The following is a 12,621-nucleotide window of genomic DNA, read 5'->3' on the forward strand; positions in this document are numbered from 1 at the left end:
GGTGCGCACAGAGAATCTATTAATTGAACTGGGAACAGAAGAACTCCCCCCAAAAGCACTAAAACAATTGGGCCAAAGCTTTGCCGATAATTTTCGACTGGCGCTGGAAGGTGCGGAATTACAATTTGACTCAGTAAACTGGTTTGCCTCCCCTCGCCGTCTTGCGTTACACGTCACCGCTTTAGCTGAATCTCAACAGGATAAAGTAACTGAAAAACGCGGCCCGGCTGTCAGTGCTGCTTTTGACGCAGAGGGTAACCCTACTAAAGCGGCGTTAGGCTGGGCTCGGGGTAACGGCATTGAAGTAGAAGAGGCAGAACGACTGGTTACTGATAAAGGTGAATGGCTGTTGTATAAGGCCAATGTCCCCGGGCAACCAGTCGCTACGCTGCTGGAGAATTTACTTAATCAAACGGTCAGCAAGCTACCTATTCCGCGACCCATGCGCTGGGGCAGCTCTGCCACCCAGTTTATACGACCAGTGCACACACTGGCGGTCTTATATGGGGCCCAGGTACTGCCGGTTAAGGTACTGGGTCAAACCAGCGATCGCGTCATTCAGGGCCACCGTTTTCACGGTCAAAAAACATTTGAGCTTGCCCACGCTGACACTTATGCCCAGGCGTTGAAAGAACAGTATGTTATTGCTGACTTTGAAGAGCGCGCGGATGCTATTAAGCATGGACTTGAGCAAACTGCTGAGCAGTTATCCCTTAAACCAGATTATGATATTGCGTTGCTTGAGGAAATTGCAGCCTTGGTAGAATGGCCGGTCGTTCTCACCGCATCGTTTGATTCAGCGTTTCTGGAGGTACCAAAAGAAGCCCTTATTTACACCATGAAGGATGACCAGAAGTATGTGCCTTTGTTACATGCTGATGGGTCATTGTCTAATACCTTTCTGTTTGTAACTAATATCGAAAGTCGTGATGAAACTGCCATTATCAGTGGTAATGAAAAAGTAATCCGGCCCCGGCTTGCTGATGCTGAGTTCTTTTTTGAAACAGATAAAAAGACCACCCTGGAAAGTCGTTTGGATAGCCTTTCCACAGTCTTATTTCAAAAGCAACTGGGAACCCTTAAAGATAAATCAGAACGTATTGCCGAGCTATCAGGCTTTATCGGCGAGAAAATTGATGCTGATTCAACGAAAGCCCGGCGAGCCGGTTTGCTGAGTAAAACTGACTTGATGACCGAAATGGTTATGGAGTTTACCGAGGTTCAGGGTGTTATGGGCAAGTACTATGCCCTTAACGACGGTGAAGACAGTGCGGTGGCCGAAGCGCTCTACGAACAGTATATGCCTCGCTTTGCCGGCGATGTATTGCCCTCTTCGCATGTGAGCGCCGCTGTGGCGCTGGCAGACAAGCTGGATACGCTGGTTGGTATTTTTGGTATTGGTCAACTGCCAAAAGGCGACAAAGATCCGTTTGCATTAAGACGTGCAGCTATCGGTGTTTTACGGATTATTTCTGAAAAAGGCCTGGCTCTGGATCTAGAGGATTTGGTCGCCAAAGCTGTTGATGTATACGGCAATAAGGTCAGTAATCCGGAGACGCAAACTCAGGTGGTGGATTTTGTGCTGGGTCGGTTTGTTTCGTTGTTTCAGGAAGAAGGCGTCACCATGGATGTTATCCAGGCGGTTTCCGCCCGCCGACCTACTCAACCTGCAGATTATGCGGCGCGGGTAGAGGCGGTGGCGCAGTTCAAGCAGCGTGAGGAAGCCGAAGCACTTGCAGCCGCCAATAAGCGGGTGGCCAACATTCTGAATAAACAAAATGTTACCGGTGAATTACCTGTCGATGAGAAGCTGCTGGAAGATGATGCAGAGAAGGCCCTGTATAACGCGCTGCAGCAAGTTAAAGACAAGGTAGAGGAATCTGCCGCATCGCAACAATACGGCTCAGTATTAAGCACACTGGCCACTCTGCGAAATGTTATTGATGCGTTTTTCGATAATGTTATGGTTATGGCAGAGAATGATGCAGTTCGTCAAAATCGTCTTGCTATTCTGTTGATGCTAAGAAGTATGTTTTTAAAAACAGCAGATATTTCGCTTTTAGCCAAATCCTGAGACTTAGTCATTCAGTAAAAATAATAATGATGCCCGGCATGTTGTTGGGCATTTTTTTCTTAAGGTGAATGTGTTGAAAAAAGCCATAGTGGTATTCGCCCTTACCCTGCTAAGTGGTTGCTCCAGTAATAGCGTAATAAATAGTCTGCCCGGCAGCAATGCAGCGTCCGATATCAATTTTGATGACATGTACTTGCGCGGCGTCTTTAATTGGTGGGAAGCAACCCCGGCCTATCGGTTAAATGAAGGTCGTACTAATTGGTATGTGGATGTGGAACTGATAGCCGATGGTCAGCCGTATGACTTTAAGCTGGCGGACAAGGTGTGGACTGCCTCACAAACCTGTGGTGGTAAGTACAAAGGCCAGCCAGCAACACTGAATCAGACCACTTATCTGGTGTGTGGTAGCGACGCTGAAAACATTCAGTTTGTGCCCTCCACTACCGATACGTACCGTTTTTCTTTCGCCCGCGCCAGTGGTGATGAAATTCGTCTGGATATAACTCCCGCGCCGGCTACCTGACCCCTGTAGGCGAACGTTGCTTCCAACTTCGGTGTTCATTTTAATACAACGCCTTTTCTCTGAAGCTACTTTCTGTAAAGTTACGCTCTTTTAAAGGCACGTGCGGTAAGTATATTTTAGGTTTTTGCTGCGCCGGGTTGCCAGTTTCACCAGGTTCGCCTGTGTATCCGATTGGTTATTTTTACTAAGGCACAGGTCGTTGTGTGCAAGGGCCGTCTTAGTCTCTAACAGTTGCCCCCTAGAGACAGCACCTTTGAACTTTTCAACAATACAATCATTCTCAATCAACAGCGGGCCATTTTCACCTTTCAAACCGCCAAGTGTGTAGCCTGCCACGCGTGAGTCATCGATAAGATTAAAAGTCATCGTGGGCAATTTGTTCATCCCCGGGGCGATAATTTCAACGTGATAGGCCAGATAATCCTGTATAGGTGAAGATCGCTCTGTGTTTTCAAAGTAAATGTAATAAACGTGAGGCGGCGTGGTGTGTGCAAAGCTGCCAAGATAACGGTTATCGTTTATCGTTACGGCTGCCTTCTCAGGCCCTATTGTTCCTTCCAGTCTTTCAGTACCTGAACGCTGCGACAGTTCTGTACTAATTCTGATGAACGCCGCATGGTGTATTTGCTCCATCTGACTTGCGTTTAGCAGCGCTGATAGTGCTGTATCAGTTGGGCAGCGCTCAACAGCGACCGAAGTAGTTGTTTGCGCGGTTTTGGGCTGCATCCCGCTGGATATTTTTATCAGTTTACCAGAGGCTTTTCTTACCGAGTCTTCAGCAGCCCGGACAAAGCCTGTTAACTGCCTGTAACCATCTATGTCCTGGGCGGATAATCGAAAATATTTAATTTTCGGGCTGGCGTTCTCAGTATGAGGTTCGTGAAAGCTAAAATTAAATGCGTTGCCGCTTTCAATATCGACTATCGTTGTTGACTGCCACTGTGAGGATACACAATTCGCAGACTCAGGAACGGATATTTCACAAATGGGCAAGTCAGCAAGATATTGCGCAAATTCTGATGCTTTGGGGAGCGTGTCACAATCCCTGCAGAATATCGCACTTTTTACCGCAAAGGCATTGAGAGAAAACGCTGAGAAACTAATGAGTAGTATTGTTTTGAGTTTACGCATTTGATATCCCTATCAAAAAATAACGAAGGAGAACGAATAACTATTAATATAAGCTATTCGTTTCTCTTTAACATGTTAGCGCTTTATTTTTATATCTTCATGATGGTTAGCATTATTTCACAGCAACGTAGTTGTTTAGCAGAGAATAAACGGTGCGGTTTTACTGTCTTTGCTAAGAACCACGTCGTGAGGTGTTCCACGTGAAACAATCTTGCCGCCCTCATCACCCGCCCCGGGGCCAATATCAATTATATAATCGCTGGCAGAAGCAACGCGCATGTTGTGTTCCACCATCACCACCGTACTGCCTGAATCTACCAACGCATTGAGATGTTTTAGCAATAAATCAATATCAGCAGGATGCAGTCCTGTGGTCGGCTCGTCTAAGACATAAAGGGTATTGCTACGTTCATTTCGCCTAAGCTCAGAGGCAAGTTTGACCCGCTGGGCTTCTCCGCCTGAAAGCTCCGTCGCAGGCTGTCCTAACCGCAAATAGCCCAGCCCGACTTTTTTTAAAGCCCTTAATGCTCTTTGTACCGGCGCTTCATCACTAAACAATGTATAAGCTTCATCTACGCTGAGCTCAAGCACGTCGGCAATAGACAGCCCCTGCCATTTAACCGCTAGCGTATCCTCATTATAACGCTGACCGTGGCATACCGGACAAGGGGAATAGACGCTGGGCATAAACAGTAATTCAATAGAAACATAGCCGACACCTTCGCAGTTATTACACCGGCCCTTCGCAACATTGAACGAAAACTGGCCTGCATCATACCCACAGGCATTGGCATATTCTGTGGAGGCAAAAATTTTTCTGATATGATCGAACAAGCCTGTATAAGTCGCAAGGTTAGAACGGGGGGTGCGCCCTATGGGCGACTGATCAACAACCACCATCCGCTTTATTTTTTCACTTCCAGCAACAATGCTGCCACAAATTGCATTCTCACTATCCGCCTCTAGTAGTTCAGCTTCACTGAGATTGCTATTGTCAGTTTTGTCTTTGACGCCCAGCGCTTTTTTTATAAGTTCGACCAGCGCCTGGCTAACAAGGCTTGATTTTCCTGAGCCAGACACGCCTGTTACAGTGGTTATAACGCCCAGTGGAAACGCACAGTCCAATTTTGATAGATTGTTTCTGGTAATATTCTTTAGTTCCAGCCATTCATCTGGTTCTCGATAAGGACGAGCGACCTTTTCACCTTCATCAAAAAGATACTTTCCCGTTACTGACGAGTTTTCATTCGCCACCCCTTCTACCGGGCCACTGTAAACCAGGTTGCCACCATTAACGCCTGCGCCCGGTCCAATATCTACCAACCAGTCAGCGTGTTTAATAACTCGCGGATTGTGTTCTACAAGAAATACCGAATTACCTGCATCAACGAGCTCATCAAAAGCATTTAGCAGCGCCTGAATGTCTGAAGGGTGTAAACCGGATGATGGCTCATCCATAATGTACACTACACCAAATAGCTTAGACTTAATTTGAGTTGCCAAACGGATGCGCTGAAGTTCGCCGGGCGATAATGTTGTCGAGCTGCGTGTCAGCGAGAGATAACCTAATCCAAGATTCAGAACCGGCTTTATACGGGCAATAATATCCCGGCCAATATTTTGAATAACCAGTGAACGGTCATGACTATATTGATTAGCGTCAGATGCAGCGCGGACCAACGTTTCCAGCCTATTGGTAGCGTCTTCCAATGAAAGGTTGGAAAATTCTACAATATCCAACCCGCATAAGGTTACCGCTAACGCTGCCTGTTTCAGCTTTTTGCCTTCGCACGCTGGGCACATTGCAATATCAACATATTGGGCAACCCGCTGTTTGGCCTTTTCTTTCTGTGATTTTTTAAATGTATTTAGAACATGGGATCTTGCGCTTATAAAGGTGCCTTTATAGCTGGCGGGCTCTGCATCTTTAAGTGCCTGACGCGTTTCGGCTAAATTGTAATTTCGGTAAACCGAGACCTGCGGGGTTTCGTCAGTATATAAAATCCATTGCCGGGTCTCTGCGGGCAATTCCTGCCAGGGAATATCCACATCAACATCCAGTGAAAGTAATATCCGCACCAGGTTTTTACCCTGCCACGCACCTGGCCACCCAGCTACAGCGCCCTCTCTGATAGTCAGGCGCGGATTGGGCACTAAGGTGTGCTCACTTACATCAAACACTTTCCCTATGCCATGACAGGTCTCACAAGCCCCCTGAGGTGTGTTAGGCGAAAACCCGTCGGCATAGATGATTGGTTGATTCTCAGGGTAGTCTCCCGCCCGTGAATATAGCATTCGCACACTATTTGATATGGTAGTTATGCTGCCTACTGAAGAACGTGCGGAAGCAACACCACGTTGCTGATGCAAGCCGACAGCCGGAGGTAATCCTTCGATGCTATCCACATCAGGTTGTTCAATCTGTTCTATCAGCCGTCTGGCATAAGGCGAAACAGAGTCGAGATATCTATGCTGGGCCTCAGCATACAAAGTACCAAAAGCCAGGGAGGACTTCCCCGATCCAGATATACCGGTAAATGCGACAATTTTATTTCTGGGCACATCGACATTGATATCCCGTAGGTTATGAACCCGAGATCCGCGAACCTGAACGCACTCTGATATTTTAATTTTCATTCACCCTGCTGTTGTCGAGTCGGCAATATCTTTTGTAGATGTAGATTGCCAGGAGCGATCAGAATGTAAGTATAATAGTGAATAAAGTTAGAATAGTGTGTCGTTTATCGGCTTTTCGTCATTTAATTGTAGTGCATATAGAGCTTGTGGCGCATCCTCTAAGATTTATAACTTTGGTCACAATGAACATACAGTAATCAATACCGAACATTTTGTAGCACGGGCAGCAACACGCTCTCTCCTTCACTATCGTTTAAAGCAAAATTGGCCCACGCTACGCTTGTCTCACTGCAAATACATTCTCGTATACTTTTTTTCTGGGTAAAAAAAAAAATAAGCAGAACTACGACAAGCAGCACACTTATGCTTTTTAATAAAATAGAAACCGAGTTACTTTCTATAGTTGTATAAACATACAAAATAAGCACATTTAACAAACCGTGCGCAAACAAAGGTGTAAAAAATAGCAGCTTATCTCAGTGCGACATTAAGAAGCAGATACCGCTGTAGGTTAAATAAAAATGTATAAAAACATGTACCATCTCTGAGAAAAAATAGAGCCAACTCGCCTATGGGCAAGCTACGCTCCATCTTGTCGAAATCATTCAAATAGGTTGGCAAATTACCTGACTCCAGTGAAATTAGCCCTTCTGTTAAAGCAGCTATAATTGAGACTATAGGTATTGCAGATTCATAAGACGCAACGAGTGAGTAAAAAGCGAGTGTAAAATTTAACTCTCTGTTTATTGAGTGTCTCAAATACAATATAACACGCTATTATTTTCGAAGTTTCTTCGATAACTGAACGAAAAAATAAAGACAAATAGCCGTGAGAATTTCTTATCGTATCCATATCGAACACGGGGACTGTACCGGCGATCAACATCGTCGCGCAAAAGCCAAAAAAAGCAAACAACACACGCCACTAATCTGCTACTACACAATGTCGCAAGGCAATAAAGTGGGTACAAAAAAAAGACGACCCAAATCGTGACTGCAATTAGATCATAAACATTCATATTGTATAGGGACTCAAGCCAGCCCCTGATACATTACCGACGATTGTAAGCAGACATGCGACCGAAACCATATTGTGCTGTGTTTGAGTTATAGCTGACTAAGTGTATAAACATTTCGAGTGAAAGCTCGACGCCATATGTACACTACAACAACTTATGGACCAATCGCCAAAACTTCCATCTGAAATCAGGTCCACTCTCGCCACCTAAATCTATAGTTTCCATTTCATTATACTCCTTGTTGCGTGCCACTCTTCCCAAATTTCTTGCTGGCAGGCTTAAATTATTGGCTTATTTAGGGAGTAAAAACTGTACCGTGAAACTGTTTTACAGGCGTGGCTGTTATTCGACGTATTGAATAAAAGGGAGATGTCCTGATTATTTCAAACTAGGAAAGGTCTACTAATGGGTGGTCGAGCGTGGCGGCTATGATTAGCAACCTTAAATAATGATTAATTTAACGCAAAAAAAAACCACACCTTTCGATGTGGTTTTGAATTTTTTAGGAAAGCTACTTAGCAACTACACGTCGAGATTCTCTACTTTCAGCGCATTGGCTTCGATAAACTCTCTGCGCGGCTCGACCTGATCGCCCATCAATGTGGTGAACAACTGGTCACAGCCTATGGCATCTTCAATAGTAACCTGCAACATACGGCGGCCTTCAGGGTCCATTGTTGTTTCCCATAACTGGTCGGGATTCATCTCTCCCAACCCTTTATAGCGCTGTATATACTGGCCTTTTTTCGCTTCGTTCATAAGCCAGTCGATGGCGGTTTTAAACGAGTCGATAGATTGCTTACGCTCACCTCGCTGAACGTAAGCAGTATCAGCCATCATGCCGTTTATGGATTCATTCAACGCTCGTATACGACCATATTCACTGGACTCAATAAAATCGTGACCAATTTTATACTCATAATCAATACCGTGCATACGCATGATGATGGCAATATAAAATTCGCTTAGCTCTTCGTCACGCCTGATTTCATACCGATAGGTCGCACCACTATTTTCTCTGTCATTCATGCTTTGGATAAATTTATCCGCAACATCATTCAGTGTCGACTCACTTTTTAAATCTTCAAGATTTAGTGTGGGTGAATAAATTAAACGATAAAGAATATCCGGTGGCATTACCCGATACAGTCGCTCAATCATTTTCTCAACGCCCTGATACTGCTTCACAAGTGTTTCGAGGGCTGGACCGCTAATGCCCGGGGCATCTTCACTGGTGTGCAGTGAGGTACCGGTGAGCGCGATATTGGTAAGGTATTCGGTCAGAGTATCATCATCTTTAAGATACTGCTCCTGCTTACCTTTTTTCACTTTATAAAGAGGAGGCTGAGCAATATATACGTAGCCCCTTTCGATAATTTCCGGCATTTGACGGTAGAAGAACGTCAATAGCAACGTTCGGATGTGCGAGCCATCTACGTCCGCATCAGTCATGATAATGATACTGTGATACCGTAATTTATCCGGATTATATTCATCACGACCAATACCACAGCCCAGTGCAGTGATAAGCGTTGCGACTTCCTGTGAAGAAAGCATCTTATCAAAGCGCGCTTTTTCAACGTTCAGGATTTTCCCCTTAAGCGGTAAAATAGCCTGATTTTTTCTGTTGCGCCCCTGCTTAGCAGAACCACCCGCAGAGTCTCCCTCCACAATATAAAGTTCGCTAAGTGCTGGATCTTTTTCCTGACAATCTGCCAGTTTGCCTGGCAAGCCTGCCAAGTCCAAGGCGCCCTTCCTGCGCGTCATATCGCGCGCTTTCCGGGCGGCTTCCCGAGCTCGGGCCGCATCTAAAATCTTACCGGCGATGATTTTACTTTCAGTTGGGTTCTCCAACAAAAAGTCCGCTAATTTCTCATTCATTGACGACTCAACAGCGGGACGAACCTCAGAAGACACCAGCTTATCTTTGGTCTGAGAAGAAAATTTAGGATCTGGCACTTTTACCGATACTACAGCCGTAAGGCCTTCTCTTGCATCGTCACCAGTGGCATTGGTTTTTGCCTTTTTGTTAAGGCCTTCCTTTTCCATATAATTATTCAGCGTACGCGTTAACGCACCGCGGAAACCGGCCAGGTGAGACCCGCCATCTCGCTGTGGAATATTATTGGTAAAACAAAATATGTTTTCCTGGAAACTGTCGTTCCACTGCATAGCGACTTCAACTGAAATGCCATCATCACGATCGATAGCAAAGTGAAATACCTTTTCATGCATTGGGTTCTTTTTCTGATTAAGGTATTCAACGAACGCTCGGATTCCCCCATCATACTTAAAATGGTTTTCTTTATCGTCGCGCTCGTCAAGCAACTTGATCGATACACCTGAGTTTAGAAATGACAACTCGCGTAAGCGTTTTGCCAGGATATCGTAGTGATATTCAAGGTTGGTAAAAGTGTCACCGCTGGGCCAGAACCGAATTGCCGTACCTGATTTATCAGTTTCACCTTTTACTTCAAGTGGAGCTTGAGGTACGCCGTGCTGGTATTCTTGTTCGTAAGTTTTGCCACCGCGGCGTATACGCAACTTCAGCTTAGAAGACAATGCATTTACCACGGAAATCCCTACACCATGCAAGCCGCCGGACACCTTATATGAGTTGTCGTCAAACTTACCGCCAGCGTGTAGCACAGTCATAATGACTTCTGCAGCTGAAACGCCCTCTTCCTCGTGCAGTTCAGTAGGTATTCCGCGACCGTCGTCTGAGACTGATACAGAACCATCTACGTGAATTTGAACAACGATCTCTGAGCAGTGGCCTGCCAACGCTTCGTCGATAGAATTATCCACCACCTCAAATACCATGTGGTGTAAGCCGGTGCCATCATCAGTGTCTCCGATATACATACCGGGACGTTTTCGCACCGCATCCAGCCCTTTAAGGACTTTGATACTGGACGAGTCGTATATATTCTGCTCTGACATAATTAGCTTTTACTCCTCTGTCACGTGCCCATGTTCCACGTGAAACATCTTCTTTTCATTGTATTTATCTACAAATTCAAGTTGCTGCTTTTCTATTGCAGTAACAAATACCTGCGTATCCATAGCTAGCAACCCATCAATAAATCGCTCTCGCTTGTCAAGATCCAATTCAGCACCTACGTCATCCAACAAAAAAATGCTTTTACGCGACGTCTGTTTTGAAAAAAGTGCTGTCTGGGATAATTGCAATGCGGCTACAGCCATTCTCAACTGGCCGCGGGATAGTATTTCCTGAGCGTTTATTCCATTTACTCTAAATCTTAAATCTGCCTTATGCGGACCTGCAGAGGTATGACCGATTTTTGTGTCATACTCTAACTTTTTCTCTAACGCATCAGATAATGAGGCGTCTTTTTCCCACCCCTTATAATACGAGATTTCTACCGAAAACTCAGGTAAAAATTCACTACAAATGTCATTAAATAGCGGTTTTAACCCGTCTACATAGCTTTCTCGCATTAAATTTAGCTTTTCCCCGGTTGCTACCAGCTGTTCCTGCCAATATCCGTGCTGGGAGGCTGTAAGATTCGAATTTTGCTTGAGCAATGCGTTACGTTGACGGAGTAATTTCGTATAGGTTTGAAATAATGAATTGAATGATTGTTCCACGTGAAACAAACCCCAGTCACAAAATCGACGACGCTCTGATGGTGAACCAAGAATTAAGTCGGTGCTCTGTGGTGTAAAAAGCTGCACGGGAATCAAGCTGACTATATCGGCTAATCGGTGTGAATGTTCTCCATTCACCGAGCAGGTAAAATTATCATCGGTGGTCCGCTGCAAGCCAAGTTTAAACTCTCTACCTTGTTCATCCACACCACCGGCAAATATACTAAAGCTGGAGGTTGCATGTTGAATAACAGACTGATGCTTTCTGGTCCTGAATGACCGACCAAACCCCAAGTAATAAATGGCTTCCAGTAAGGATGATTTACCACTGCCATTTCTGCCCGTGATCATCGTGAGCTGACGGGAGGGACTTACCTGGGCTTTATCGATATTCCGAAACTGTGTGAGCTGAAGATTGCTCAGTTTCATAAATCGATACTCAAAGAATAAGAATAAATAATGAAGGCGGCTGGCCGGCGAACCGGCCTCGTTAATACAAACAATTATAAGCGCATTGGCATAATGACATACAATGCAGCGTCGTCCTCTGAATCTTCAATCAAAGCACTTGAATTTGAATCTGAAAGTGTCAGCTTGACCTTATCGCGAGGTAATGCATTAAGAACGTCAATTAGATACGCAACGTTAAACCCAATCTCTAAATCTTCACCCTGGTAGTCAACATCAACAATTTCTTCCGCTTCTTCCTGCTCAGGATTATTGGCGGTAATTTTCAGTTCCCCGTTAGACAGGTTTAAACGCACACCGCGAAACTTTTCGTTGGATAAGATCGCCGCGCGAGAGAAGGCATCCTTGAGAGTAGCCTTATCTGCAATTATTGTTTTATCCCCATCACGAGGTAATACACGCCGATAATCCGGGAACCGTCCATCTACCAATTTACTGGTAAAAATAAATGCTCCGGTTTGCAGGCGGATATGGTTCGACCCAATTTGCACTTTGATGAGACTATCGTCATCGCCAATCAGGCGAGATATTTCCATTACACCTTTGCGCGGAATAATTACCTGGCGGGCAGATAAGGGAGTATCAGTATATTGTTGGCGGCAAAGGGCCAAGCGGTGCCCATCTGTAGCGACTGTTCGTACCACATTCTCTTCAGTTTCTAAAGACATACCGTTCAGGTAGTACCGCACATCCTGCTGCGCCATAGAAAAGTTTGTACTATCAATCAGACGCTTTATATCATGACACGTAAGATCCAGCTCAACCTCAGACTCCCAGTCTTCCAGATTAGGATAATCGTTGGCTGAGAGTGTGGATAAGGTGTAGCGCCCTCTTCCGGCGCGGATCAAGGCTTTATTTTCTTCAACCAGGAAATGTATCTGAGTGCCTTCAGTCAGCCCCCGGATAATGTCGAACAGTTTTTTAGCTGGAACCGTAATTTCACCATCGGTATGATCGCCTTCAAGGCTAGCACTGGATACCAGCTCAACTTCCAAATCTGTGCCGGTAAGCCAGACAGCATCATCTTTTACCTTGATTAGCACATTGGAGAGTATCGGAAGTGTATGCCGGCGTTCAACGGCGCCTGAAACCATTTGTAATGGTTGTAAAAAATTTTCTCGGCTGATAGTAAATTTCATCGATTTTTCTTCTCGCGT

At 45.2% G+C, this 12,621-nt stretch carries 7 protein-coding genes; 2 read left to right on the top strand and 5 right to left on the bottom strand.

Annotated elements, in window-relative coordinates; genetic code table 11:
* Position 1: 1 nt before the first annotated feature.
* Both glyS and F458_RS0104290 read left to right on the top strand, forming a co-directional pair.
* Entirely contained in the window at positions 2-2,074 is a 2,073-nt protein-coding gene (gene glyS, locus F458_RS0104285) for a glycine--tRNA ligase subunit beta (RefSeq protein ID WP_018982146.1), read from the top strand.
* Positions 2,075-2,144: 70 nt separating this feature from the next.
* Positions 2,145-2,597: a hypothetical protein gene (locus F458_RS0104290; protein WP_232362634.1), complete on the top strand. Its 453-nt coding sequence runs from the start codon at positions 2,145-2,147 to the stop codon at positions 2,595-2,597.
* 90 nt (positions 2,598-2,687) lie between these two features.
* On the opposite strand, the gene F458_RS0104295 is transcribed toward F458_RS0104290, so the two are convergent.
* From F458_RS0104295 to dnaN, 5 genes are all read right to left on the bottom strand, one after another.
* Positions 2,688-3,728: a hypothetical protein gene (locus F458_RS0104295; RefSeq protein ID WP_018982148.1), complete on the bottom strand. Its 1,041-nt coding sequence runs from the start codon at positions 3,726-3,728 to the stop codon at positions 2,688-2,690.
* Between the two features lie 135 nt (positions 3,729-3,863).
* Complete coding sequence (locus tag F458_RS0104300; RefSeq protein WP_018982149.1) at positions 3,864-6,365, bottom strand: excinuclease ABC subunit UvrA; 2,502 nt, start codon at positions 6,363-6,365, stop codon at positions 3,864-3,866.
* Positions 6,366-7,906: 1,541 nt separating this feature from the next.
* A complete protein-coding gene (gene gyrB, locus F458_RS0104310) occupies positions 7,907-10,327 on the bottom strand; it encodes a DNA topoisomerase (ATP-hydrolyzing) subunit B (protein WP_018982151.1) in 2,421 nt (806 codons plus the stop codon).
* Between the two features lie 9 nt (positions 10,328-10,336).
* A complete protein-coding gene (gene recF, locus F458_RS0104315) occupies positions 10,337-11,425 on the bottom strand; it encodes a DNA replication/repair protein RecF (RefSeq protein ID WP_018982152.1) in 1,089 nt (362 codons plus the stop codon).
* A gap of 74 nt (positions 11,426-11,499) precedes the next feature.
* On the bottom strand, positions 11,500-12,603 hold the full coding sequence (gene dnaN, locus F458_RS0104320) for a DNA polymerase III subunit beta (RefSeq protein ID WP_018982153.1): 1,104 nt from the start codon (positions 12,601-12,603) through the stop codon (positions 11,500-11,502).
* Positions 12,604-12,621 lie beyond the last annotated feature (18 nt).

Origin of the sequence: Salinimonas chungwhensis DSM 16280, from assembly GCF_000378185.1 — a bacterium.
Taxonomy (GTDB): domain Bacteria; phylum Pseudomonadota; class Gammaproteobacteria; order Enterobacterales; family Alteromonadaceae; genus Alteromonas; species Alteromonas chungwhensis.

What these genes read in the sequence shown, in the direction of transcription:
- F458_RS0104295 (WP_018982148.1), bottom strand. Translation starts at nt 3,728, where the DNA reads ATGCGTAAACTCAAAACAATACTACTCATTAGTTTCTCAGCGTTTTCT.
- dnaN (WP_018982153.1), bottom strand. Translation starts at nt 12,603, where the DNA reads ATGAAATTTACTATCAGCCGAGAAAATTTTTTACAACCATTACAAATG.
- gyrB (WP_018982151.1), bottom strand. Translation starts at nt 10,327, where the DNA reads ATGTCAGAGCAGAATATATACGACTCGTCCAGTATCAAAGTCCTTAAA.
- F458_RS0104300 (WP_018982149.1), bottom strand. Translation starts at nt 6,365, where the DNA reads ATGAAAATTAAAATATCAGAGTGCGTTCAGGTTCGCGGATCTCGGGTT.
- recF (WP_018982152.1), bottom strand. Translation starts at nt 11,425, where the DNA reads ATGAAACTGAGCAATCTTCAGCTCACACAGTTTCGGAATATCGATAAA.